Below are 25488 nucleotides of genomic sequence, written 5' to 3'. Positions count from 1 at the left end.
AAATGCCTATTTGGGGAGCCAGAAGTTTTCTTTCCGGCCGTACTGCTATTATAGCAGGAAATGGTGTTCTACCGATTACTGTTGCGCAGACTCTTGAGAAGAATGGAGAAAATCCTTTTCTTGTGCTTTTGCATGGTGAGGCAGATTCTGTTCTTTATCGCTATGAGCATTGCGAGCTATCAATTGTAGAGCTAGCACGACTCGTTAAAATTTTAAAAGAGGCTGGTGTATATAATGTTGTTTTGGCAGGTGGTGTGAAAAAGCGTCCACTTCTTAAACAATTGCGACTGGACTGGACAACATTTTTAGCTCTTCCTAAGTTAATCGGAGCTTTGAAGAGGGGAGATGATGCGTTATTAAAAGCTTTTATACGGGTTATTGAAGCACACGGTTTTTGTGTTATTGGTGCTCACGAAATAGTCCCAGATCTTTTAGCTCCCATAGAATTTAATTTAACAGTACGGCGCGCTACTCCAAAAGAGAAAAAAGATATTTTTTTAGCAGTAGAAGCAGCAAAGCTTTTAGGTCAATTAGATATCGGGCAAGCCGTTGTCGTTGTCCAAGGAAGGGTGGTTGCTCTAGAGGGCGCTGAGGGAACTGATAATATGTTGTGGCGTATTTGTGAAATGCGAGAAAGAGGGCAAATTCCCCTTAAAGGTGGCATTCTTGTAAAATGCGCAAAACCACAACAGGATAATCGCGTTGATTTGCCATCAATTGGGCCCGCGACAATAATGAATATTGCAAAGAGTGGTTTATCTGGTGTTGCGGTGGAGGCAAATAGAAGTCTAATATTATCAGTGAAAACAACAATAGAAAAAGCCAACAAATATTCTTTATTTATAGAGACATTTGAAAAGTTTGGTCATGAATAATTGTTTCTTAAAGATTGCAGTGGTTTCAGGTGAGGAATCTGGTGATTTACTTGGGGCCGATTTAATTTCTTGTTTATCACAACAGATAGGATGCAATATTCATTTGATTGGTGTTGGGGGGAGCCATTTAAAGGCATTAGGCTTAAAAAGCTTTTTTGATTCCCATGATATTGCTTTAATAGGTTTAAAGGAGGTGTTGAAAAAACTACCATTGTTGTTGCTACATATTCGCAATTTATCCAAATTTATTGCACAAGAACAACCTGATTGTTTAATTATTATTGATAGTCCTGATTTCACGCATCGTATTGCAAAAAAGGTACGTGCTTTAGCGCCTTCTATTCCTATCATTAAATATATTGCACCAACCGTTTGGGCATGGAGGCCAGAGCGTGCAAAAGCTATGTGTGGATTTGTTGATCATGTTTTAGCGGTTTTTCCTTTTGAAGAAAAGATTATGCAAGATTTGGGAGGCCCTGCCACGACTTATGTTGGACATCGTCTTTTGACATATCCTCCCCTTTTGAGCGTTCAGTCAGAAAAAAAAAGCCAATTAGAACAAAGAAATTTGATCGATACACAAACATTATCGCCTGCATTAGTTATTTTGCCAGGATCACGCAATTCAGAAATTCGTTCCTTAATGCCTATTTTTCGAGAAACAGTAGAGATTCTTGTACAACGTATTCCTCATTTACGTATTATTTTACCAACCTTACCTCATTTGGTAGATAGAATCTGGGACTTTGTGCAGGGCTGGAAAAGCAAGATAGAAATTGTAGTTGGTGAAGATGAAAAATGGCGTGCTTTTGCACAAGCAGATGTTGCTCTTGCTGCACATGGAACTGTTTCACTTGAATTAGCCTTAGCAAAAGTTCCTATGGTTCTTTGCTATAAACTTGATTTCTTTTCTAAATTATTTATTTTTCCTAAAATGATGTTATGGAGTGCTGCTCTTCCAAATATTATTGCTGATAAGCCTATTGTTTCGGAATATTTGAATGAATTAATCCGTCCTGGCATGTTAGCAAGACAGGTAGAACAACTTTTGGCTAATCCTTTATTGCGACAGGCTCAACTTGATTCCTTTGAGATGGTAGAACAGAAAATGAAAACTGAAGTACCATCGGGGGTTGTTGGTGCACAAACAATTATTACTCTTTTAAAAAATAGGAATAAAATTGTATAAATAAAGCAATATGTTAATGATTAATATTTAATTTTAGCAAGAAAATCACAAGCACGTTGACTTTTAGGATTGGTAAAAAATTGTTCAGATTCTGTATCTTCAACAATTTTTCCATTTTCTAGAAAGAGTATTCTTTCTGAGACTTTACGTGCGAAGCCCATTTCATGGGTAACACAAAGCATTGTAATTCCTGTATCTGCCAATCGAGCCATCACGTCCAAAACTTCTCCCACACTTTCTGGATCAAGAGCAGAGGTTGGTTCATCAAAAAGCATGACTTCAGGTTCCATACAAAGTGCACGGGCAATCGCAACACGTTGTTGTTGCCCACCAGAAAGTTGTAAAGGATATTTTTCACAGTGTTTTTCAATACCAACATGCGTTAAGTAACGAATTGCCCGTTCTTGTGCTTGTTGTTTGGACAGCCCTTGAACTGTCATAGGTGCTAAAATACAATTTTGTATAACGCTCATGTGGGGAAATAAATTAAAATTCTGAAAGACCATTCCTATCTTACGAAGAACATTTTTTTGCTGTTGTACAGGGGCAGTATGGATATCAACGTTATGGATACAGATTGAACCTTTTTGTGCTTGTTCTAATTGATTAATACAACGAATTAATGTTGATTTTCCTGATCCGGAAGGTCCACAAATAACGATATGTTCACCAGCTTGAACATTAAAGTTGATATCATGTAGGACCTGAAAGTTTCCATACCATTTATTTAGATTTTGGATAGAGATCACAGGGTTTTTACTGGGAGAGATCGATTTATTATTTTTCAAATTCATCTTATTTTATTCTTTCATTGATGAAGAACTTGATTAATTCAACATTTTGATTTGATACTGTTTTTTATGATCATTTTATTTACCGTAAATATCGAGTGAGGCGCTGCTCGATAAAAACAATAAAACGATGAATGAGTTCAACGATAAAGAGATAGATAAGAGCAGCCCAAACGTAAACTTGAAAATCGAAAGTCCGTGAATAAGCGAGTTTAGCAACCCCCATTAAATCATAAACAGTAATAAGTGAGGCAACAGCACTGGATTTAATCATTAAAATCAACTCATTTCCTAAGGGGCGTAATGCTACAATCATTGCTTGTGGAAGAATAACTCTAAAAAATGTGACAGAGTTGCTTAAACCTAAAGCTTTTGATGCTTCGCGTTGTCCAGTTGTTACGGATAGAAAACTTCCTTTAAAGATCTCAGATTGATAGGCAGCAGAATTGAGTGTAAAAATAAAAAGACAACAATACCACGCGTTTTGAAAAAACCACCATAGCCCCACTTGTTGCCAAAAACTGTTCATTGAACCAAGCCCATAATAAAAAAGAAAGAGTTGAGCTAATAAAGGAGAGCCACGGAAAAAATAGACATAAGCATTTGCAAAATATTGTAAAAATGTATTCTCTGATAGACGTGCAAAAGCGATAATCATACCAAGAAAAAGGCCTAGAGAACAAGAAATAGAAACAAGTTCAACAGTAACAATAAAGCCATTAATAAATTTGGGTCCATAATGACTTAAAAGATCAGGATTAAAAAGAAAATAAAGCCACTCAGGAATCATTGACTTAGCACCTTTTTATAGCCTATTTGAGTGTATGTTTCCAAATGGCGTAAGATTGCAGTAAAAACCGCTGAAAATAACAAATAGAGTAAGCATGCTACAAAATAAAATAGCATGGGTTTATTGGTAGCAGCGACAGCTAGATTCGTTTGTCGCATGAGGTCAACAAGCGCGATGGTAGAAACAAGGGATGTATCTTTCAGTAAAGTAAGCCAATTATTAGAAAGTCCTGGCAAGGCATTTCGGATGAGCTGAGGGAAGACAATACGAAAAAATGTGGTTGACCGTGAAAGTCCTAAAGCTTTAGCTGCTTCATATTGACCTTTATCAAAAATATTAAATGCTCCAAGCCAAACTTCACAAGAAAAAGCTGCAAGAACCATACTAAGGGCAAGAACACCAGCAACAAAAGCATTGATACTGAACATGATTTCAAAACTAAAATAGTCAAATAAATTTTGAATAAGGCTTTGTAATCCGTAGTAAACTAAAAACAAAGTTAAAAGCTCTGGTAGCCCACGAAATATCGTTGAAAAGAGGCGTGCCATAGCTTTGGCCATCTTAATATTGGATCGAATCATCACTGCATTGAGAAGTCCTAGAGGAAATCCTAGAAGTCCACAACATAATGCCAATGACAAAGTCATTCCTGCACTGGAAAGTATAACTGCTCCCCATCCACCATTGCTAAATGATAGCAATGCTAAATTTTCAATCATTCTTGTATTCCTCATGAAAGAGTTAGATAATATTTTTTAGCAATAACCAACGGGTTTCATTAAAATATCATATTGATATTTAATAAACATCACTTGTAAAATATTTTCTCATAATTTTTTCATAAGTTCCATCCAAACGGATTTCTTTTATTGCTTCATTGAACTTATTTTTAAGATCATTATTATTTTGACGGACTGCAATTGCAACAGGAAATCTTGTTTCTTCTAGAGTTCCCAAGAGGAGACAACAATCTTTTCCTTCATTTTTAAGCCAATTTAATGCTTGTAATTTATCAACAATGATCACATCAAGTCGATGATTTAAAAGATCACGATTCACTTCTATTGTGGAAGGATAGAGTTTGATTTTCACCTCTTCAGAGGCAAAATGATCTTCTGCATAGAAAGCTTGTGTTGTATTTGATTGCACACCAAGATTTTTACCTCTAAAGTCTTTTGTCGAGATTTCTTTAATTCCCGAAGCTTTGGTAACAATAACAGCCAGTGCTGTATCGTAGTAAGGATCTGTAAAGTCAATTTTTTGTAAACGCTCTTGTGTGAGAGAGAGGGAAGCAATGATAGCATCATATTTTTTTGCAATAAGTCCAGGGATCATTCCCTCGAAGTCTTGTGTAACAATAGTACACTCAACATTCATTTTTTTACAAAGTGCATAAGATATATCAATATCAAGTCCCTGCAATTTATTATTTGAGTCAATATAACTGAAGGGAGGATAGGTGCCTTCACTCGCAATTTTTAATGTTTTCGCATCAGCCAATTGGGTGAATAGTGCGGCGCTTATTATAAGAGCTCCTGCTAATAGTTTCATGATGTTCTCCTATTGGATAAGCGGGCAATATGAAATCATTATGTTTTTATAATCTGTAAGCTTTTTGGGAGCAATTCAAAAATTTATTGATGTTTATTTTAGATCATTATGTTGGGCATTATTGATAAAAAAAGAATAAATATCTTATTGCTTGTATGATAGCTTAATTTTCACGAAATGATTGATTTGAATCATTTCATGAGTAAAAACTGAGGATTTTTCTTGAAAATAAGGCTATTAAATTTGAACATAAAAAAATTAGATTTTGATACGGTAAAAATACAACCTTATTGTTGTCATTAGATTCTACAAAATGTTTAGATCTCAAGGAGCAATTAAAAGTTATTTTGATAAATGTAAATTTTCTTATAAAAATGCCGAATTTCCAATTATACCTGCATGTTCAATAAAGAGTTAAAGATACCCCTTAAATATACAGATTGAGTTTTAATTCATAGTGATATCTAATTGATATCGAAAGTAAAATATTTTCTCATAATTTTCTCATAGGTTCCATCGGCGCGGATTTCTTCTATTGCTTTATTAAAACTGTTTTTAAGATCATTATTATTTTGACGGAGTGCAATTGCAATAGGAAAATTTGTTTCTTTTAGAGTTCCCAAGAGGAGACAGCAGTCTTTTCCTTCATTTTCAAGCCAATTTAATGCTTTTAATTTATCAAAGATGATGATATCAAGCCGATGGCTTAAAAGATCACGATTAACTTCTGTTGCTGTAGGATAAAGTTTGATATTAACTCCTTCAGAGGCATAATGATCTTCCGCATATGCAGCTTGTGTTGTATTTGATTGTACACCAAGGTTTTTACCTCTAAAGGCTTGTGTTGAGATTTCTTTAATTTCCGAATTTTTGGTAACGATAACAGCGAGTGCTGTGTTGTAGTAAGGATCTGTAAAATCAATTTTTTGTAAGCGCTCTTTTGTAGGAGAAAGGGAAGAAACGATAGCATCATATTTTTTGGCAAGAAGACCGGGAATCATCCCCTCAAAGTCTTGTGTGACAATAGTACATTCAACATTCATTTTTTTACAAAGCGCATAAGATATATCAATATCAAACCCTTGCAGTTTGTTATTTGAGTCAATATAACTAAATGGCGGATAAGAAGCATCGCTTGCAATTTTCAGCGTTTGAGAATTGGCCGATAGGGTAAACAGTGTCGCGCTTATTATAAGAGCTCCTGCTAATAATTTCATTATGTTCTCCTATTAGATAAGCTGGCAAATATGAAACCATCATGAATTTTTATAATCTGTAAGCTCTTTTGGAGCAATGTAAAAAATTTATCTATGTTCATTTTGCTATCATTATGCTGAATATCATTATCAAAAAAATAATTTCTTTTTATCAAGTATGGGAATAAAAAATACAGGAAAGAAAGTCACCTCTTATTGATTATAGGGTAATTTTTAATAATTTTATTTAAAAATCAATAATTTATCTTTAAAAGAAAAACTATCAACTTAAATACAAAGAAAATTTCAGCTTTTAACAGGACAAAATGTAAAAGTGTTTTTATTCTAATTAGAGAAGCACTTAATGTAAGCTTTTTGCAATTTTATCTGAAGAAGATAGAAAGAAAAATTCTGACATTGCTAGATTTTAATATGTAATAGGGCTTTTAAACATGGGGGAATGATAGGGAATACATTTCCATTAAAGGATAATGAGGATTATAAGGTAAAATTTTCAATTTCTTTTTGCTAAATGTTTGGCTAATTCGCAGAAAAGTACTCTCAATTTCTTTACAGAGCTAAAACTTAGAATTTTTTACTAAATTTTTATGATGATGTTATCTCTGTAGAAAGAGTTTTAAAATTACGTTTTATAAAAATTCTTAAAGGATGTTTTTTGATTACTCTCAATAAAGCTTCAGTAAACTGAAGCTTTATTGATCTCTTTTTTAATTTGCACGTTCATCTATAGGAACATAGTCACGCATAGCATAGCCTGTGTAGAGTTGTCGAGGACGACCAATTTTTTGTGCAGGGTCTTCAATCATTTCTTTCCATTGTGCCACCCACCCGACACTGCGCGCCAATGCAAAAAGGACAGTAAACATTTCAGTTGGAAAACCTAGAGCTTTTAATGTAATGCCGGAATAGAAATCAACATTGGGATAAAGCTTTTTCTCAATAAAATATTCATCACTTAAGGCAATTTTTTCAAGCTCTATTGCAATATCAAGAAGAGGGTCATCTTGAATGTTGAGTTCTTTTAAAACTTCATGACAGGTTTTTTGCATGATTTTTGCACGTGGATCATAATTTTTATAGACACGGTGCCCAAAGCCCATAAGGCGGAAAGGATCATTTTTATCTTTTGCACGTGCAATAAATTCAGGAATTCTTTTAATAGAACCTATTTCTTGTAGCATTTTTAGGCATGCTTCATTGGCACCACCATGTGCTGGTCCCCAAAGGCATGCAACACCTGCTGCAATACAGGCAAACGGATTAGCACCTGAGGATCCAGCAAGACGTACCGTAGATGTAGAAGCATTTTGTTCATGATCTGCATGAAGGATAAAGATTTGATCCATCGCCCGAGCAAGCACAGGGTTTGTTTTATATTCTTCACAAGGAACAGCAAAACACATATGGAGGAAATTTGCAGCATAACTAAGATCATTACGTGGATAAACAAATGCTTGTCCAATACTGTATTTATAGGCCATAGCAGCAAGCGTTGGAACTTTTGAGATAAGACGAACAGAAGCAATCATTCTCTGGTGAGGATCTGTAATATCAATAGAGTCGTGATAGAACGCAGACATAGCGCCAAGGCAGGCAACCATGACGGCCATAGGATGAGAATCACGACGGAAGCCATGGAAGAAGCGTGCAAATTGTTCGTGGACCATGGTATGCTGCATAATACATCGATCAAATTCATTTTTTTCTTGCTGTGTTGGGAGTTCACCATAAAGTAAAAGATAACAACTTTCGAGAAAGTCTCCTTTTTCAGCCAATTGATCAATAGGATAACCACGATAAAGCAATATGCCTTTATCACCATCGATATAAGTAATTTTTGATTCACAAGAAGCTGTTGAAGTAAAACCAGGATCATAAGTAAAAATATCGGTTTTTTTATAGAGAGAAGCAATTTCAATGACTTCAGGTCCACTCGTGCCTTTACGCAAGGGAAGCTCTACTTTTTTATCATTCACAATAATATATGCGTTATTCTCAGACATTCGGTATTCCTTTCAGATCCTTCACTTCTAAAAATTAAGACTCTGCTTCATCAGAGTGGGGGATGTATAACTGAAGCTTTTCTTACTTATTTAAGGGTAGATTGCCTCTAAAAGTGAGTACATGCAATCTAAAAATATTTCCTTATTGATCATTATTACTCAATAAGAAATGTATTTCAATGATATAACATAAAAAACTCTTTTAGGGCGCGTTGAGATATCTGTATAGATCCTTATTTGAGGAAATATACTCAGTGCACATCATGGGCATATTGTTGTGATAAGTTGGTCCTTGATGCGATGAAGGGATTCATTGCGTCCTAATAAAATAAGAATATCCAAAACACCTGGTGATGTTGCACATCCTGTAAGAGCTGCGCGAAGTGGTTGGGCGATAGATCCAAATTTGAGATTCTGTGTTTGGACAAAAGAGCGAAGTGTTTCATCTAGAGTTTTTGTATCCCAAGAGGGGCACGCTTTCAGAGCAAGATAAAGATCGTTTAAAATGGTTCGTCCATTTTTATCTAAGAGCATTTGAGCTTTTTCATCAAGTTGTAAAGGTCGTTGCGTAAAAATGAAGGAGGCATTGTCAATCAGTTCGCACAGTGTTTTTGAACGTTCTTTCAAATGCGGGATTGCTTTTAAAAATTGAACACGGCGTTTTTCATCAAGTCTTTCAATAATTTGTGCTCCCCTATCGGTTTCTGGTAGAATATTAAGAGCGGCATCAAAAAGTTCTTGATCATTACTCATACGCATATAGTGTCCGTTGATGGAATCGAGCTTTTTGAGATCAAAACGAGCAGCACCTTTGTTAATATCCTCAATATCAAACCAAGAAATCATATCTTTAAGTGACATCAGTTCGTCATCACCATGACTCCAACCTAAACGGACAAGGTAATTGCGCAAAGCAGCAGGAAGATATCCCATTGTTCGGTAGGCATCAACACCGAGCGCACCATGTCGCTTTGATAATTTTGCACCGTTTTCACCATGGATAAGAGGAATATGGGCCATAACAGGAATGTCCCATCCCATTGCTTTAAAGATAATCGTTTGTCGGGCTGCGTTGGTAAGATGATCGTCACCACGTATAATATGTGTGATGCCCATATCATGATCATCAACGACAACAGCATGCATATAGGTAGGCGAACCATCAGAACGCAAAATAATGAAGTCATCGAGATCTTTATTAGGAAAACGGACATCACCTTGAACACGATCATGTACAATCGTTTCTCCATCTTGAGGGGCTTTGATGCGAATAACAGGCTTAACACCTTTAGGAGCTTCAGAACTATCACGGTCGCGCCAACGTCCATCATAACGTGGTGAGCGCCCTTCTGAACGGGCTTTTTCACGCATTTCAGCTAACTCTTCAGGTGAAGCATAACAATAATATGCTTTGCCATTCTTGACCAACTGTTCAGCGATTTGGCGGTGACGTTCTGCACGTTCGAATTGCGAAATAGGGGCGCCATCATAACTAAGACCCATCCAGTGCAAGCCATCTATAATAGCCTTTACAGCTGCTTCTGTTGAACGCTCTCGGTCTGTATCTTCAATTCGTAAAAGCATTTTTCCACCGGTATGTTTTGCATAAAGCCAATTAAAAAGAGCAGTACGAGCACCACCAATGTGAAGGAAGCCAGTGGGTGAAGGGGCAAAACGAGTAATAACAGACACGAATATTTTCCTTTAAACTAAGATATTACTTATGGAATTTTATAGAAAAGTCATGTTAGCATAAGTGATGGGGCGTGCAATAGCCGTATTGCGAGTTAAAGTGGGGGACTGATGTTTTATAAAAGTAAAGAGGGTTTATCCGAAAAATCTGTTACAGAAGGAAAAAAGCCATGTCAGATAGGGCAGAGTGTTTTTTCTAGATATGATGATGCAAAGAACGGTAGCTATAACCAACAAAAACTTTTTTTATTGACACTCTTAAAAGAAGTAATCATTTTTTTTCGCAAATGGTTAGAAGATTGTATTAATAAAGAAGTTTCTTTTGGTATCCTTTTTTCGCTGATTTTAGTTTTTTTTGCCCTAGGAATCATTTTCTATTTTCATTTAGAGTGGGAACCAAGTTGGGGACAATTGGGGGCGTTGGTCAGTATTTTTCTGGGAATATTCTATGTTGCACGTTTTTATCGAAAAATGTGGATTCCCGTGGGGTTTCTGTTTTGTATTATATTGGGTGCTTTAGCGGCAAAAATAGAAACGTGGCGTATTGCAACACCCATGCTAAGCAGTGACATTGTCACTACATTGACGGGAAGAATTGTTTCTATTGAGTCAGGTGCCAAAGGAGGATTTCGTTTAGTTTTGGATATTTTGAATACAGAAAATCCTGTATTACGCCATAGTCTTCATCGTGTTCGTTTATCGGCAAGATATTTGCCATCTGGCTTAGCGATTGGTGATGGACTGCATGGAAAAGTTAAGATTCGTGCATTCTCTGGGCCGGTGCGTCCAGGAGGCTACGATTTTAGTTTTCATAATTATTTTAAAAGAATTGGAGCACAAGGCGTTTATTTAGGAAAACCAAGAAAAATATCCGTTTCGCAGCCTGATGGAATATTCGCTATCATTCTACAGAAAATTGAAAATTTACGCACGAAGATGACACAAAGAATCCGTATAGCCCTTGAAGGAGAAAAGGGGAGTGTTGCAGCTGCCCTCATAACAGGGCAGCGTGCTGGTATTTCAAATGAGACAAATGAAGCATTACGTACAGCTGGATTAGCTCATATTTTATCAATATCAGGTTTACATATGGCGTTGTTAAGCGGCATAGTTCTTTTGAGTATCCGTAGTTTTTTAGCATTTTTTCCAGTTTTTTCTTCCTATTATTCCAGTAAAAAATTTGCTGCTATCGTTGCTTTTATGATAACAGCTTTTTATTTGTTATTGTCGGGCTTAGCAATATCAGCGCAAAGAAGTTTTGTGATGATTGCTGTTATGTTGGTTGCTATATTGTGTAATCGCTCTGCTATAACAATGCGTAATTTTTCCATTGCAGGGTTGATAACTCTAGCGATGACACCCCATGAAATATTAGGTCCTAGCTTTCAAATGTCTTTTTCTGCGACTGCTGCTTTGATCGCTTTTTTTGATTGGTGGAGTGGAAGGTCATTTTTTCTTAAAAGAAAAACAACTCCCTCTTATGTTGGAGGAGGAGTGATAAATTTTGTTTTCTTATCGATGCTTTCAACATGTGCTTCTTCCTTTGTTGCAGGGAGTGCAAGTGGAATTTATGCTGCTTATCATTTTTCTAATATGGCATCGTTGAGCATTATCAGTAATGCTTTTGCTTTGCCTGTCATCTCAATTTTTGTCATTCCCTTTGGATTAATCGCAGTTCTTGTAATGTTAGGAGGATTCGAATGGCTTCCTCTTCAAATTATGGGTTTTGGAGTTGATCTTGTAATAAAGATTGCACATGCTATCAAGGCTATTTCTCCTGATTTGAATCCTGGTTTTATGCCGTTATCAGCGTTAGTTTTATTGAGCATAGGCTTGGTTGGACTGACTTTTTGCAAAACACCCATCCGGCTCTTTTTTAGTTTGTTTATTTTGGCAGGTATTTCTATTTGTGTATTGCATTCACCTGTACAACTGATTATAGCAGATAATATGCGCCTCGTGGGCGTTATTCATGATAAAAAATTATATATTGATCGTTACCATATTTCTAAGTTCACGACATCCATATGGAAAAAGTCATTTCGTGTGAATGAAACGATTAAACCAACAAAATATGGTCCTTCGTTACACGGACAATTTATTTGTGATTATCATGTATGTACATCTTTATTGGATAATGGATTAAAAGTGATCGTTTTACAGAGAGAAACAGATCAATGTGTAGAGGCAGATATTCTCATTCAGACATTTGTGATGCATAATCCAACTTGTTACAAGAAGGCAAAAATAGTATTTATACCTCAACAATTGTTATCACGAGGAAGCGTTATGATGACCAAAGGTGGAGATATTATTTGGTCTTCGCTAGGGTTTCATAGACCATGGAATATGCACAGACAGCATTCATAAAAACATATAATCAGTCATATTTTGCTTCACATTTGGATAATGACAAAACAAAAAATAACAGAAGACTTTTCTCATAATATTTTACGGTATTTAAATTGGTAAGTTTATCAACGTTATTGAAATGAGATAATAATCTACAGTTTTCTAGAAATAGATGATTTTTTATATCTGATCATTTTAATTTTTTCAAAAAAATTGATATGTGCATCTTTGTGCATCCTATTGATAGCACAAAATAAATCAAAAATTCTTATTGAATGAGAAAAATGCTAACAAATATTCTCAAAGAAATAAAAAAGATAATTGTTGATTATTCTATTTTATTCTTATCATATATTTCTATAACGAGTAACATCTCTTCAAGCAAGAGATGATAGTCAATTTGAATAGATTGCGTCAAGAGGTTATCTTTTATTATCATTATTATCGGTGGTAATAGGGGTGATAAATGCTGCTTATACGGATAGAAGGCAAAGTCATTCATGAATGTTCAGCAGTTAAAAAAAATGGCAGCTATTAAAGCGCTTGAGTTTGTTGAAGATGGTATGCGGCTTGGTATCGGATCTGGTTCGACAGTCAATGAATTTATTCATCTTCTAGGTGAGCGTGTTGCGGATGGTTTGCGGGTGACTGGTGTTGCTACTTCAAAATATTCTGAACAACTCTGTCATAAGTTTGGAGTGCCTGTTAGCACTTTAGAACAAATACCTGAGCTGGATCTTGATATTGACGGAGCAGATGAAATTGGTCCTGAGATGATGCTCATTAAAGGGGGAGGGGGAGCATTGTTGTATGAAAAAATTGTAGCGTCGGCATCTCGTGCAATGCTTGTCATTGCGGATGAAACAAAGGTGGTAAAAAGACTTGGTGCTTTTGCACTACCAATTGAAGTTAATCCATTTGGTATCCACACAACATGCAGAGCCATTGAAAAAGTCGCTGATGATTTAGGGCTTTCTGGAAAAATTGCATTGCGAATGAATGGAAAAAATCCTTTTGAAACAGATGGTGGCCATTTTATTCTTGATGCATTTTGGGGCTGCATTTTGCAACCAAAACCATTATCGGATGCACTTCTTGCTATTCCTGGTGTTGTTGAGCATGGCCTTTTTTTGGGGTTGGCTTCACGTGCAATTGTCGCTATGGCTGATGGTCAAATAAAAGTTTTAGAACCGTTTGATTTTTAGAAAAGGCATTTACATGATGATATGTTAGCACAGTAAAAAAGGGTCTTAAAGATTTTAGGTAGAATAACGAATTAAAATTATAATTAGCGATCGGGGTAATCATTAAATGAAAATAATATTTTCTTTTCAGCGTTTTGTCGTATATTTTAGTGCAATTGCTATTTTTGTTGTGAATGTTGGCATGGCTTATGCACAAGGTGTGAGTGATCAACATTTAGATTCAGCGCGAAAGGCAATCAGAGCTATTCATGCAACGGATCAATTTGATAGCTTTTTACCAAATGCGGTCCATGATTTCAAAAATGAACTGATTAGCGATGATCCGAATTTGGCAACAGCTATTTCTGATATTGTTGATAAGCAGGCGCTTGCTTTAATTAAAAGGCGCTCTGATCTAGAAAAAGAGATTGCTCATGTATATGCAAAATATTTTACTCAAAAAGAGCTTGATGCGATAACAACATTTTATAATTCTGATACCGGTAAAAAGTTTTTGACAGAAGTCCCCAATATTGCACGTGATTCTTATTCAGCATTTGATATATGGCGTACTGCTCTTATGCGGGATCTTGTAGAAAATGTGAAAAAAGAGATGTCTGAAACACTTAATTTGAATAATTCTACTATGCCTACAAATATGCCTATAAAATCAGAATCTTCAGAAAATAAAAAATAGCTTGATTGATATCATGACAACAATGGGCAATTTCTGATTTTTTTAATAGCGGCGGTTTTCCCGCCGTTTTAAATATTTTAATGAGAATAAGTCTTTTTAGAATACTGCTTTATAAAAAAGGCTTCTTCAAAAGAAAAAAAGACTTTCATTTGATAATAAAAGATCTTAGCCTACTCTTGCAGATGTATAAGAAGGAATAATTCGTGGGCTCTTTTGACTTTGATTTATTTGTTATTGGAAGTGGTTCTGGTGGAGTGCGTGCAGCACGGCTTGCTGGAGGTCTTGGCAAGCGGGTCGCTATAGCAGAGGAATATCGTATAGGGGGCACTTGTGTTATTCGTGGTTGCGTTCCCAAAAAACTTTATGTTTATGCATCACAATATGTAAAAGAATTTAAGAAAAGTGTTGGTTTTGGGTGGGAATATGTGGATCCAATTTTTAGCTGGGAAAAGTTGGTTGCAGCTAAAAATAAAGAAATATCAAGGTTAGAAGGGTTGTATCGTAAGGGATTAGAAAATAACAATGTGCATATTTATGAAAGTCGTGCTACTTTTATAGATGATCACACATTAGAGCTTTCTGCCACGGGTGAGCGGGTAAGTGCAGAAAAAATTTTGATTGCAACAGGGGCAAAACTTGCACCAAATACGTCCATAGAAGGCGGTGAATTTTGCCTTACTTCTAATGAGATTTTTGACCTTAATCAACTCCCAAAATCAATAGTGATTGTTGGTGGAGGGTATATTGGTGTTGAATTTGCTAATATTTTTCATGAATTAGGTGTAAAAACAACACTCCTTCATCGTGGTGATTTAATCCTTCGTAATTTTGATCATGATTTGCGGCAATTGCTCAGCGATGCAATGATTGAAAAAGGGATTTCTATTCTCTATGGCATAACAATTTCTAAAGTGCAGGCTGCAGAAAATTGTTATGAAGTTGTTTTATCAAATGGGAAAATAATCAGAGCCGATCAGATTATGTTGGCTACGGGGCGTGTACCAAATACAACGGGTTTAAGACTTGAGCGGGCAGGTGTTAAGGTGAATGAATTTGGTGCAGTTGTTGTTGATGAGAAAATGACAACAAATATCCCCCATATTTGGGCTGTTGGTGATGTAACAGGTCATATTCAATTAACACCCGTTGCGATTCATGATGCAATGTGTTTTGTTAAGACAGCATTTGAAAATATTCCAACAACACCTGATTATGATTTAATTACAACAGCAGTTTTTTCACAGCCAGAGATTGGAACGGTTGGTCTTTCAGAAGAGGAGGCGGTAAAGCGTTATAAGCGTCTTGAAATTTATCGTACAGTTTTTCGTCCTATGCGTAATATTCTTTCTGGTAGTTCAGAGAAAATGCTTATGAAACTCATTGTTGATGGTGAAAGCCGTATTGTTGTGGGCGCTCATATTTTAGGGGAAAATGCTGGTGAGATGGCTCAGCTTATAGGGATATCTCTCAAGGGTAAGCTGACGAAGGATATCTTTGATGAGACGATGGCAGTGCATCCAACGATGGCAGAAGAATTGGTAACGATGTATAAACCAAGTTATATATATGAAAATGGGAAGAAAATATAAAGTTAAACAGCATATATTGCGGTAAAAAGCTTTTGATATGCTAATCTGTAAGATTAATCTTTAGAGAGAGTGTAATGATAAAAGAATGGGCGCCTGACACTTGGAGAACAAGGCCAATTAAACAAGTTCCGACTTATCCGGATAAGTCTATGTTAGAAGATGTTGAGCGAAAACTGAGAAGGTATCCTCCTTTAGTTTTTGCCGGTGAAGCACGTGATTTAAAAAATGAATTAGCAGCCGTTGCGAAAGGCCAAGCTTTTTTATTGCAAGGTGGTGATTGTGCCGAAAGCTTTGCAGAACATGAAGCTGATAATATTCGTGATTTTTTTCGTGTATTTTTGCAAATGGCGATTGTTTTGACCTTTGGTAGTTCTAAACCGGTTGTTAAAATTGGTCGTATTGCTGGTCAATTTGCAAAGCCTCGCTCTTCTGATATTGAAAGAAAAGAGGGAGTTGAATTTCCTGCTTATCGTGGGGATATTATTAATGGCATTGAATTTGAAGCCGGTTCTCGTATTCCAGATCCGCAACGGATGTCTATGGCTTATCGCCAATCTGCGGCAACACTTAATCTATTGCGTGCTTTTTCACAAGGTGGCTATGCTAATTTAGAAAATGTTCACACATGGATGTTGAGTTTTGTTTCTAACAGTCCGCAGGGAGAACGTTATGAATTATTGGCAGAGCGTATTTCTGAAGCAATTGATTTTATGCGTTCTATAGGGATTACATCCAAAACACATTCTTCATTGCGTGAAACATCTTTTTATACCAGTCATGAAGCACTGTTGCTTGGTTATGAAGAGGCTTTGACTCGGATTGATTCAACTTCAGGAAATTGGTATGCAACATCTGGTCATATGTTATGGATTGGTGACCGTACGCGTCAGATTGACCATGCTCACGTTGAATATTGTCGCGGTATTAAGAATCCTATAGGATTAAAATGTGGTCCTTCCATTGAGCCTGATGAGCTTTTAAAATTAATTGATATTTTAAATCCTGAAAACGAGTTGGGGCGGCTTACTCTCATTACGCGCTTTGGTTATGATAAAGTTGAAAGTTATCTGCCTAAACTCATCCGTGCCGTTGAACGCGAGAGGCGTGCGGTTATATGGTCATGTGATCCAATGCATGGCAATACAATTACTGCCAATGGTTATAAGACGCGTCCTTTTGATTATGTTTTAAAAGAAGTAGAGAATTTTTTTGCAGTGCATCGTGGAGAGGGAACTTATCCAGGAGGCATTCATATTGAGATGACAGGTCGTGATGTTACTGAATGTACAGGAGGGGCGCACGCCATTTCTGTGGACGATTTATCTGATCGTTATCATACGCAATGTGATCCACGGTTAAATGCAGATCAAGCGTTAGAATTGGCTTTTCTTGTTGCTGAACTCCTTAAAAAAAATCGCGTGACTGACTCGTTAGCAATTGCTGCTGGGGGGTAGGCAAAAATTTGCCTAATATTTTTAGGTCATTATGGCAGAAAAGAATTTTAAAAAATGATGTTTCCGATGATGAAGAATAAAGTTGTGGTTGCTAAACTGATGAAATGATACAAAGGCTTATGAAAAATGATTTTCGGGTATCAATTGCCCAATTAAATCCTATTGTCGGTGATATTGAGGGGAATTTTTCTTTAGCTGTCATGGCGCATCAAAAGGCCAAAGAAGAGGGGGCTGATCTTGTTTTATTCACGGAACTTTTTATAAGTGCTTATCCGCCGGAAGATCTTGTTCTAAAACCTGCTTTTACAAAAACATGTGAAGAGACTGTTGAGAAATTAGCAAAGATAACCGTAGGCGGACCAGGAATTGTCATTGGTCTTCCATTAAGGCGCAATGGTAATATTTACAACGCTGTCATGGTTCTTGATGAAGGGAGAGTCATTGCCGAATGTTTGAAGTTTGATTTACCTAATTATGCTGAATTTGATGAAAAGCGTTTATTTTCTTCAGGTCCACGTCCTCAGCCTATTGTCTATCATGGAATTAAATTAGGAATAGTCATTTGTGAGGATCTTTGGAATGATTCCTCTCTTAGTACAGAGCTTAAAGATAAAGGAGCGGAAATTATTCTTGTCCTTAACGGATCTCCTTATTATCGTAATAAAACATTAAAACGTATAGACGTTGTTCATACACAGGCTCTACAATCTGGAGTGCCAATTATCTACGCTAATCAAGTAGGTGGTCAAGATGAGCTCGTTTTTGATGGTGGGTCTTTTGCCTTGAATGGACAAGGCAAAAAGATATTTCAAATGAAACACTTTGATAGCCATATTGCTTTAAGCCATTGGCAAAAAACAACGACGGGATGGCACTGTATTTCAGGTCCTAATGAAAGTCTTCTCAATGGATTAGCGGCTGATTATCAAGCTTGTGTTTTGGGGTTGAAAGATTACGTTAATAAAAACGGCTTTAAGGATGTTATTCTTGGTCTTTCAGGAGGAATTGATTCAGCCCTGTGTACGGCAATGGCGGTGGATGCTCTTGGTGCTGAGAGGGTTCGCACCATTATGATGCCCTATCATCATACTTCGCAAGAATCATTAAAAGATGCCAAAGAATGTGCTGATCTTTTGGGATGTCGTTATGAAATCATACCGATTGCACAACCTGTTGAGGCTTTTTTAAAGACAATGGCACCTGTTTTTTCAGGGTTACCCTCTGACGTCACAGAGGAAAATCTTCAAAGTCGTATACGCGGTACACTTTTAATGGCGCTTTCAAATAAATTCGGCTCAATGGTGGTAACGACAGGCAATAAGTCAGAAATGGCTGTGGGGTATGCAACACTGTATGGGGATATGAATGGCGGGTTTAATCCTCTTAAAGATATTTATAAAATGCAGGTTTATGCATTAGCGGAGTGGCGCAATAAAAATCACTTGCACAATTTGAGAGGACCAGAAGGAATGATCATTCCATCCAATATTATAGAAAAAGCACCCTCTGCAGAGCTGCGGGAAAATCAAAAAGATGAAGATTCTCTTCCGCCTTATCCTATTTTAGATGATATATTACAATCTCTTGTAGAAAATGACATGAGTATTTGTGATATTGTTAAACGTGGACATTCACGAGAAACTGTTGCGAAAGTTGAACAGCTTCTTTATGGTGCCGAATATAAAAGGCGTCAATCTGCGCCTGGTGTAAAAATCAGTTACAAAAATTTCGGACGCGATCGTCGCTATCCTATAGTCAATCATTTTCGCGATAAAAATTGAGTATTATTTTATGGTTAAAGTTCGTTTTGCTCCCTCTCCAACAGGTTATATTCATATTGGCAATATCCGTATTGCGCTTTTCAACTGGCTTTATGCGCAAGCGTATAAGGGAGAATTTATTTTACGCTATGATGATACAGATATTGAACGTTCTAAACAAGAATATATCGATGCTATTGCTGTTGACCTTGAATGGCTTGGTATTCAACCAGATGCAATTTATTACCAATCCAAGCGATTTAATCGATATGATGAAGTGGCAGAAATTCTCAAACAACGTGGCCTTCTTTATCCTTGTTATGAGACAACAGAGGAATTAGAGCGGCGTCGTAAAATCCAGCTTTCACGCAAATTGCCTCCTGTTTATGACCGTGCAGCATTGAAGTTGACAACAGAAGAGAGAAAAAACTTTGAATCACAAGGTCGTAAACCCCATTGGCGTTTTCTTCTTCCTAATTTTGAAAGTGATCCTTTACACACAAAGCGAACAGAAGTTTGCTGGAATGATGCAATAAAGGGAAAGCAGACGATTGATTTAGCTTCTCTTTCAGATCCTGTTCTTATTCGTGAAGATGGAACCTATCTTTATACATTGCCGTCTATTGTTGATGATGTAGATATGGCTATTACGCATATTATTCGTGGGGATGATCATATTACAAATACAGGCGCTCAAATTGCTCTTTTTAAAGCTCTTAATGCAGAATTACCGGTTTTTGCTCATACCAATTTATTGGCGACAGTTTTAGGAAAAGGATTTTCAAAACGTAATAATGATCTTTCTATTCGTTCTCTACGGGAAGAAGGATTTGAATCTATAGCTGTTCAATGCCTTGCCGTTTTGATTGGGACATCGCAAAATGTGCATCCCTATCCCAATCAAGCTGCGCTTTTAGAGCATTTTAATCTCCAAGATACGTCAAGATCCGTTGCAAAATTTGATATTGCTGATCTTCTTGCTTTGAATAGTCATCTTGTCCATGAGTTAACCTATGAGGAAGTAAAAATGCGCCTTAAAAAACTTTCTATTGAGGGAGATAAGGCGGAATATTTCTGGAACGCGATAAGAAGCAATATTAATAAAGTCAATGATGCTGTTTTTTGGTGGAAAATCATTCATGATGAACAGAATTTTGATACAGTAGCACTAGAGGATCGTGCTTTTGTGCACCAATCACTCGATTTCTTACCTGAAGGTGCTTTGAAGGAGGAAAGTTGGAAAATTTGGACAACAGCATTAAAAGAAAAAACAGGTCGAAAAGGAAAAGCTTTATTTATGCCATTACGTCAGGCACTTACGGGCATGGATCATGGACCTGAAATGGGAAAAATTTTGCAGCTTTTAGGGCGTGAAAAGGTAACAGAAAGGCTCTCTAGGAAATAAGAGCGGATTTTTTAAAAGTATTTCGTTCATTTCACTCTTAAAGAGAGTAAAGAACGGGTTTATTTACACGTTTTTATAAGCATGAAAGCAGGAATATCATCACCAAACCCAATGGGCGTGTAATTCTTATTTTTTCGTGAGCGTTGTTGCTCAGATGGCTTCTCCTTATTATTTGCATTTTTGATATATTCTGTTTTATTCTCTTCTACAGATTTTTTAGTGTGAGCAACAGTCTCTTTGGGAGCAGTTTTCTTTGATGGTTTTGAAGATTTTTTCTTTACAACAATATCTTCTGTTTGATCATCGGCTATTAAAGTTGAGAGATCTCCATTGAGCCATTCAATTTTTTCATTACTCATTTCTTCGATGGCATTGATATATTTTTGATCAGCTTTTGTGACAATTGTAAAAGCTTTTCCGCTGCGATTTGCACGCCCTGTACGACCAATTCGATGGATATAGTCTTCAGCATGTGTAGGAACATCATAGTTAAATACATGACTTACAGCTGGAATATCGAGTCCACGGGCAGCAACATCAGAAGCAACAAGAAGTGTAAGTTTATTATTTTTAAAATCAGCTAGGGTGTTCATGCGCGAATATTGGTCCATATCTCCATGAAGTGCCCCTACATTAAAGTTATGTTTGATGAGCGATCTAAAAAGTTCAGAGATATCTCTCTTTCGATTGCAGAAAATGATTGCATTTTGAAGCTCTGCACCTTCATTTTGGATAAGCTCTCGTAAAACCGCTCTTTTATCCCATGATTTATTTCCAGATTTGACAAGCCGTTGTGTAATTGTGGTAGCTGTTGAGGAAGCTTTTGTAACTTCAACAGATACAGGAGAATGTAAAAATTGTTTCGTTAGCTTTGTAATTTCTGGCGCCATTGTTGCAGAAAAGAACAAAGTTTGACGCGTAAAAGGGGTTAGTTTACAGATGCGTTCAATATCAGGAATAAAGCCCATATCCAACATGCGATCAGCTTCATCAATCACAAGGATTTCAACGCCCATCAGGAGTAGTTTACCGCGCTCGCAATGATCAAGAAGGCGCCCTGGTGTTGCTATAAGAACATCAGCTCCCCGTTCAAGTTTGCGATCTTGGAGTTCAAAAGAAACTCCACCAATCAAAAGAGCAACATTTAAACGATGATTTATTCCGTATTTATCAAAATTTTCTTCAACTTGAGCTGCAATTTCTCTTGTTGGTTCTAAGATGAGTGTACGGGGCATTCGTGCTCTTGCACGACCTTTTTCAAGGAGAGTGAGCATAGGCAATACGAAAGAGGCGGTTTTACCTGTTCCCGTTTGGGCGATTCCTAAAACGTCTTTTCTTTGAAGGACATGCGGAATTGTTTCACTTTGAATAGGTGTCGGAGCTGTATACCCCGCTGATTTCACTGCATTAATAACCTTTGCGGAAAGACCTAAATCATCAAAACTGTTTAAAGATGGTATCATTTTTTTATCAACTGCTCTGTGATTTTAACTGCGCTATCTAATGATGATTATAACCAATATTTTACACTCTTTAAAAGTGTTAAGATGTTTTCACAAAAAAAACTAACTATAACAATCATATACATATAAAACGCATAATACAATCATTAATAGCGAAATTGTTCTGATAAAATGCGCTCATCCCATGAATGATTTGAGTCAAAAAGGATTGAAGCTGTTACTTCTGTTGCCATTGAAATAGTAACTGAATGGACAGATTTAACTTCAATATTATCTGCAGCAGCGTTTACAGGGCGTTTGTCAGGTTCAAGCATATCAAAGCGCACTGTTACTGTATCGGGAAGCAAAGCTCCATGCCAACGCCGAGGGCGAAAAGGGCTAACGGGAGTGAGGGCCATAAGGGGAGCCATAAGAGGTAAGATAGGTCCTTGTGCTGATAAATTATAGGCGGTTGATCCAGCTGGTGTAGCGACGAGGACACCATCACAACTTAATTGTTCCATGCGTACGTTGTTATCAATGGTGATGCGAATTTTTGCCGCTTGATAAGATTGCCGAAAGAGGGATACTTCATTAATTGCAAGCGCCTCGATAGAATCTTGACATTCAGATTTTGCAATCATGCGCAGGGGATGGATTTCTTTTTTATGTGCGGCAGCAATACGATTGGGCAATTTTTTTTCATGAAATTCATTCATAAGAAATCCTACAGAACCTTGATTCATACCATAAATAGGTTTGCCTGTGTTCATGACATCTCGTACGGTTTGTAACATTGTCCCATCACCACCGATTGCAACAACAATATCAGTTTCTTCCAGAGAAGAATGACCATAAACGGAAATTAATTTATGGGTAGCTTTGATAGCCTCCTCAGTTTCTGCGGAAATAAAATGAAAGCGACTTGGTAATGTAGCCATTTAAAAATTATCCTGATACTTATAATTTATGTTGTAACTTATTTTTGAGAGTTTTGAAGTTGTAATAAAAGCTCTTTTTATAATAAAAAGAGCATTGAATAAAGAGAAGTTATTTCAAGGTAAAGTATCATTAAAAAGTAAAAGGAATGCGTCGTTAGATAAATTACAAACGAGTAATTTTTTTATTAGAATGATAATTTAGCATTGAAGCTAAGAGTATGATTAGTTAAAAGACCATAACTGATTTTAATAATCAGTGTGAAGCACCCGTAGCTCAGCTGGATAGAGCGCTGCCCTCCGAAGGCAGAGGTCACAGATTCGAATTCTGTCGGGTGCACCAAATTCTTCAACTTCATATCATCCTAAATAACAAGATTACCTAAAAAGAAGCCAATTTCCTCTTTTATGAAAATGGTTATTTGAGTTGTTTATTAAGTTTTGCAGCGAATAAGCAAATGATTTTAAGAGAAGTAAAATTTACGGCTGCGTATATAATTTTTCGGTTAGTCATTTTGAATATCGAGATAAAAAAGCAAGGTTATCTAAATATGCTTTCAATTTAACTATAAACATTTATAACATAAAAATACATATTAATTCAATATGTTATTGTAAAACTGATCTGGCGATGTTGATAGTAGATCGCTAAATATATTGTTTTGAGCATTAAAATAGATAGCTAAATTTGCTTTTATTCTATTTTTGGAGTTAAAGGCTGTTATGGTGATATGGAACGCGGATGAGGAATATCACCAGTTAAAGGAATAATAAGGGGGAAAAAACAACCGTCAAGATTTGAATTGTTTCAAAATGCTGTATTCGATATGGTTTTGATATGGGTATCTGGTGATTTCTCTATACACCAATATTGCCAGTTATGTTGGATGAGGGATTGTTTAGCTTTAATCAACTTTCTTATATACCGAACACTAATTATGGTGGTTATCTAGTTGGGAGTATGTTCTTTACGTTTGGCAGAATTGGGATTATATTTCTTGCTCCTCGCATACTATCTTGTGCAGCTATAGTGATGAGTGCACTTAATTATTTTCATGGCGTTAACACTTAGTCCTTTTGATCCGTTTTGCTGCTGGTGTTGCGAGTGTAGCAATGATGGTTTTGGGTTCTATTATAGTCATACAGCATAGCCATATGGGCGGATTATTGCTTCGCTTTATGCAGGTGTAGAAGTTGGTATTCTACTACTAGGTAATGAATATGTTATTATTAGTTTGAACAGAGCGCTTGATGCAACAAACATTTGGTTTGGAGCTGGCTTAATGTCTGTTCAAAACTTTTAAAAACATACAGGTTTAATTATGATAACTATATCAAAAAACACCTCCGTTATTTCTTTCATTGCAAATGAAACCGCTCCTGTTAATCAGAAAAAACCATCCAAAATATGAATAGATCAATCAAATGGATTTCGTGACTGGTCATGTATATATATATATATTATCGCATTCGTGCTTTAAACGATTTTGGTGATGTAAAAAAAGCGATCTGGATGGCTTTTATTGAAAATGAAAGCAATCTCTCTCATGATGGTAATTGCTGGGTTGCTGATAATGTCTGTGTTGTAAAATCTGGTTGTGTTTATGAAAATATAAGGGGCTATGGCAATGCTGCCATTGGTGGCTATGTGTATGGCAATACCCTTATATGTGATAAAACCCATGTGTATTTTGGTGTTCATGTTTATGACAATGCTCATCTTTCTTATAACGTTTGAGTTTATCATTAAGCGCGGGTTTATGGGAATGCAAAATTATCCGGTAGTGCACGTATTCATAGCAATGCCGCGGTTTATGATCATGCGGTTGTTATAGGCAAGGTTTACGGCAATGCTAGCGTGGGGTGTCATACTAAGGTCTACGGCTCTGTTTATGGCAATGCCAAGATCTCCTGATTATATCGTGATTAGAAGTAATGTATATGGCAATGCAAGAATAAAAAGACATAGCGATTTATATTCGGTTCCCATAAATTGAGAGGTTTATGAAAGTGATGATGTTATCAAGATTGATAAACAGAATAAATGACAGACGTGGAGGGTGCTTCTTTGATGGTTATAAACGCATCATAAAAGAAAGCTGTGCCAATTGATATGACGCTGCTTTTAAATAGAGGTACTACAGATCATACAAAAGAAGTCAATAATGAATGTATGTATACAAAACGTATCATATTGCAAACGCTCTATTCTATTGATTAAAACTGATCAAAAGGAACGTAAATGACAGATATGATCTTTAATCACTCATTTGAATTACAGAACCTATAAACACTTTATGTATGGCTATAAAGCGTATTAAGAATAACGCTCGCATTTTTGAAGTGGTCATTTGACACAAAGTACATTATCAAAATGTCTCAACGCTTGGTAGGTTCATATCAAGACAATCAAGAGAAAATGCGTATTAAGTGAATATTTGTAACAAAACCCGTTGTTTACATTTACGAACATTGGTTTTTAAAAGCAGCTTTTCATAAGACAATAAACAACCGCTTTTTATAAAATCTAAGGCTTTTAAACTGTTATAAATCTAGGTT

The 25488-nt window shown here is 36.4% G+C and carries 20 protein-coding genes and 1 tRNA gene; 12 read left to right on the top strand and 9 right to left on the bottom strand.

What is annotated here, in order from left to right; all coding sequences use genetic code 11:
• Positions 1–2 precede the first annotated feature (2 nt).
• Together ACFINR_RS05730 and lpxB are read left to right on the top strand one after the other, a co-directional pair.
• The gene (locus ACFINR_RS05730) at positions 3–875 is read left to right on the top strand and encodes an LpxI family protein (RefSeq protein ID WP_375612129.1); all 873 of its coding nucleotides are present in this window, start codon (positions 3–5) and stop codon (positions 873–875) included.
• A complete protein-coding gene (gene lpxB / locus ACFINR_RS05725) occupies positions 868–2064 on the top strand; it encodes a lipid-A-disaccharide synthase (RefSeq protein WP_375653103.1) in 1197 nt (398 codons plus the stop codon). The genes ACFINR_RS05730 and lpxB overlap by 8 nt, the downstream gene beginning before the upstream one ends.
• A gap of 20 nt (positions 2065–2084) precedes the next feature.
• Here lpxB and ACFINR_RS05720 read toward each other — a convergent pair whose 3' ends face one another.
• The 7 genes from ACFINR_RS05720 to gltX (ACFINR_RS05690) form a co-directional block, all read right to left on the bottom strand.
• Entirely contained in the window at positions 2085–2858 is a 774-nt protein-coding gene (locus ACFINR_RS05720; protein ID WP_375653099.1) for an amino acid ABC transporter ATP-binding protein, read from the bottom strand.
• A 79-nt stretch (positions 2859–2937) separates the two neighbouring features.
• Positions 2938–3645: an ABC transporter permease gene (locus ACFINR_RS05715; RefSeq protein WP_375612132.1), complete on the bottom strand. Its 708-nt coding sequence runs from the start codon at positions 3643–3645 to the stop codon at positions 2938–2940.
• Positions 3642–4364 (bottom strand): ABC transporter permease, encoded by a 723-nt coding sequence (locus tag ACFINR_RS05710; protein WP_375612133.1) that lies wholly within the window; start codon positions 4362–4364, stop codon positions 3642–3644. Before ACFINR_RS05710 ends, ACFINR_RS05715 begins: the two co-directional genes overlap by 4 nt.
• Positions 4365–4443: 79 nt before the next feature.
• Positions 4444–5196, bottom strand: a complete 753-nt coding sequence (locus ACFINR_RS05705; RefSeq protein WP_375612134.1) for a transporter substrate-binding domain-containing protein — start codon at positions 5194–5196, stop codon at positions 4444–4446.
• Between the two features lie 464 nt (positions 5197–5660).
• Complete coding sequence (locus ACFINR_RS05700; protein ID WP_375618360.1) at positions 5661–6413, bottom strand: transporter substrate-binding domain-containing protein; 753 nt, start codon at positions 6411–6413, stop codon at positions 5661–5663.
• A 707-nt stretch (positions 6414–7120) separates the two neighbouring features.
• Positions 7121–8416 (bottom strand): citrate synthase, encoded by a 1296-nt coding sequence (gene gltA / locus ACFINR_RS05695; protein WP_375632366.1) that lies wholly within the window; start codon positions 8414–8416, stop codon positions 7121–7123.
• Between the two features lie 261 nt (positions 8417–8677).
• The gene (gene gltX, locus ACFINR_RS05690) at positions 8678–10108 is read right to left on the bottom strand and encodes a glutamate--tRNA ligase (RefSeq protein ID WP_375653095.1); all 1431 of its coding nucleotides are present in this window, start codon (positions 10106–10108) and stop codon (positions 8678–8680) included.
• Between the two features lie 111 nt (positions 10109–10219).
• On the opposite strand from gltX (ACFINR_RS05690), the gene ACFINR_RS05685 reads away from it, so the two are divergent.
• The 7 genes from ACFINR_RS05685 (at position 10220) to gltX (ACFINR_RS05655) (ending at position 20549) form a co-directional block, all read left to right on the top strand.
• Positions 10220–12478: a ComEC/Rec2 family competence protein gene (locus tag ACFINR_RS05685; protein ID WP_375653091.1), complete on the top strand. Its 2259-nt coding sequence runs from the start codon at positions 10220–10222 to the stop codon at positions 12476–12478.
• A gap of 482 nt (positions 12479–12960) precedes the next feature.
• Positions 12961–13665 carry a ribose-5-phosphate isomerase RpiA gene (rpiA, locus tag ACFINR_RS05680; protein WP_375613478.1) on the top strand — a complete coding sequence of 235 codons (705 nt, stop codon included), beginning with the start codon at positions 12961–12963 and terminating at the stop codon, positions 13663–13665.
• Positions 13666–13771: 106 nt separating this feature from the next.
• On the top strand, positions 13772–14341 hold the full coding sequence (locus tag ACFINR_RS05675) for a DUF2059 domain-containing protein (RefSeq protein WP_375612140.1): 570 nt from the start codon (positions 13772–13774) through the stop codon (positions 14339–14341).
• A 203-nt stretch (positions 14342–14544) separates the two neighbouring features.
• Positions 14545–15930, top strand: coding sequence for a glutathione-disulfide reductase (gor, locus tag ACFINR_RS05670; protein WP_375653087.1), 1386 nt, complete (start codon positions 14545–14547; stop codon positions 15928–15930).
• Between the two features lie 74 nt (positions 15931–16004).
• The gene (locus ACFINR_RS05665) at positions 16005–17384 is read left to right on the top strand and encodes a class II 3-deoxy-7-phosphoheptulonate synthase (RefSeq protein WP_375653083.1); all 1380 of its coding nucleotides are present in this window, start codon (positions 16005–16007) and stop codon (positions 17382–17384) included.
• A 119-nt stretch (positions 17385–17503) separates the two neighbouring features.
• The gene (locus ACFINR_RS05660; RefSeq protein ID WP_375653079.1) at positions 17504–19165 is read left to right on the top strand and encodes an NAD+ synthase; all 1662 of its coding nucleotides are present in this window, start codon (positions 17504–17506) and stop codon (positions 19163–19165) included.
• Between the two features lie 10 nt (positions 19166–19175).
• Positions 19176–20549 carry a glutamate--tRNA ligase gene (gene gltX, locus ACFINR_RS05655; RefSeq protein ID WP_375653074.1) on the top strand — a complete coding sequence of 458 codons (1374 nt, stop codon included), beginning with the start codon at positions 19176–19178 and terminating at the stop codon, positions 20547–20549.
• A gap of 59 nt (positions 20550–20608) precedes the next feature.
• On the opposite strand, the gene ACFINR_RS05650 is transcribed toward gltX (ACFINR_RS05655), so the two are convergent.
• Positions 20609–22012: a DEAD/DEAH box helicase gene (locus ACFINR_RS05650; protein ID WP_375620798.1), complete on the bottom strand. Its 1404-nt coding sequence runs from the start codon at positions 22010–22012 to the stop codon at positions 20609–20611.
• A gap of 146 nt (positions 22013–22158) precedes the next feature.
• Entirely contained in the window at positions 22159–22932 is a 774-nt protein-coding gene (locus ACFINR_RS05645) for an NAD kinase (protein ID WP_375612145.1), read from the bottom strand.
• Between the two features lie 263 nt (positions 22933–23195).
• Between ACFINR_RS05645 and ACFINR_RS05640 the strand changes: the two genes are divergently transcribed.
• From ACFINR_RS05640 to ACFINR_RS05630, 3 genes are all read left to right on the top strand, one after another.
• Positions 23196–23272: transfer RNA gene (locus ACFINR_RS05640), tRNA-Arg, on the top strand.
• 537 nt (positions 23273–23809) lie between these two features.
• A complete protein-coding gene (locus tag ACFINR_RS05635; protein WP_375653070.1) occupies positions 23810–24001 on the top strand; it encodes a hypothetical protein in 192 nt (63 codons plus the stop codon).
• A 372-nt stretch (positions 24002–24373) separates the two neighbouring features.
• A complete protein-coding gene (locus ACFINR_RS05630; protein ID WP_375653065.1) occupies positions 24374–24667 on the top strand; it encodes a hypothetical protein in 294 nt (97 codons plus the stop codon).
• The last annotated feature ends 821 nt before the right edge of the window (positions 24668–25488 follow it).

Source organism: Bartonella sp. AP19HLJMH, from assembly GCF_042196245.1.
GTDB lineage: Bacteria > Pseudomonadota > Alphaproteobacteria > Rhizobiales > Rhizobiaceae > Bartonella.
Note: the sequence above shows the minus strand (reverse complement) of the source record. Positions and strands in the feature narration are given on the sequence as shown.

Excerpts from the sequence above, each read along its gene's own strand:
- ACFINR_RS05730 (WP_375612129.1), top strand. The coding sequence starts at position 3 with ATGCCTATTTGGGGAGCCAGAAGTTTTCTTTCCGGCCGTACTGCTATT.
- lpxB (WP_375653103.1), top strand. The coding sequence starts at position 868 with ATGAATAATTGTTTCTTAAAGATTGCAGTGGTTTCAGGTGAGGAATCT.
- ACFINR_RS05720 (WP_375653099.1), bottom strand. The coding sequence starts at position 2,858 with ATGAATTTGAAAAATAATAAATCGATCTCTCCCAGTAAAAACCCTGTG.
- ACFINR_RS05715 (WP_375612132.1), bottom strand. The coding sequence starts at position 3,645 with ATGATTCCTGAGTGGCTTTATTTTCTTTTTAATCCTGATCTTTTAAGT.
- ACFINR_RS05710 (WP_375612133.1), bottom strand. The coding sequence starts at position 4,364 with ATGATTGAAAATTTAGCATTGCTATCATTTAGCAATGGTGGATGGGGA.
- ACFINR_RS05705 (WP_375612134.1), bottom strand. The coding sequence starts at position 5,196 with ATGAAACTATTAGCAGGAGCTCTTATAATAAGCGCCGCACTATTCACC.
- ACFINR_RS05700 (WP_375618360.1), bottom strand. The coding sequence starts at position 6,413 with ATGAAATTATTAGCAGGAGCTCTTATAATAAGCGCGACACTGTTTACC.
- gltA (WP_375632366.1), bottom strand. The coding sequence starts at position 8,416 with ATGTCTGAGAATAACGCATATATTATTGTGAATGATAAAAAAGTAGAG.
- ACFINR_RS05685 (WP_375653091.1), top strand. The coding sequence starts at position 10,220 with ATGTTTTATAAAAGTAAAGAGGGTTTATCCGAAAAATCTGTTACAGAA.
- rpiA (WP_375613478.1), top strand. The coding sequence starts at position 12,961 with ATGAATGTTCAGCAGTTAAAAAAAATGGCAGCTATTAAAGCGCTTGAG.
- ACFINR_RS05675 (WP_375612140.1), top strand. The coding sequence starts at position 13,772 with ATGAAAATAATATTTTCTTTTCAGCGTTTTGTCGTATATTTTAGTGCA.
- ACFINR_RS05665 (WP_375653083.1), top strand. The coding sequence starts at position 16,005 with ATGATAAAAGAATGGGCGCCTGACACTTGGAGAACAAGGCCAATTAAA.
- ACFINR_RS05660 (WP_375653079.1), top strand. The coding sequence starts at position 17,504 with ATGAAAAATGATTTTCGGGTATCAATTGCCCAATTAAATCCTATTGTC.
- gltX (WP_375653074.1), top strand. The coding sequence starts at position 19,176 with ATGGTTAAAGTTCGTTTTGCTCCCTCTCCAACAGGTTATATTCATATT.
- ACFINR_RS05650 (WP_375620798.1), bottom strand. The coding sequence starts at position 22,012 with ATGATACCATCTTTAAACAGTTTTGATGATTTAGGTCTTTCCGCAAAG.
- ACFINR_RS05645 (WP_375612145.1), bottom strand. The coding sequence starts at position 22,932 with ATGGCTACATTACCAAGTCGCTTTCATTTTATTTCCGCAGAAACTGAG.
- ACFINR_RS05635 (WP_375653070.1), top strand. The coding sequence starts at position 23,810 with ATGTTGGATGAGGGATTGTTTAGCTTTAATCAACTTTCTTATATACCG.
- ACFINR_RS05630 (WP_375653065.1), top strand. The coding sequence starts at position 24,374 with ATGTATATATATATATATTATCGCATTCGTGCTTTAAACGATTTTGGT.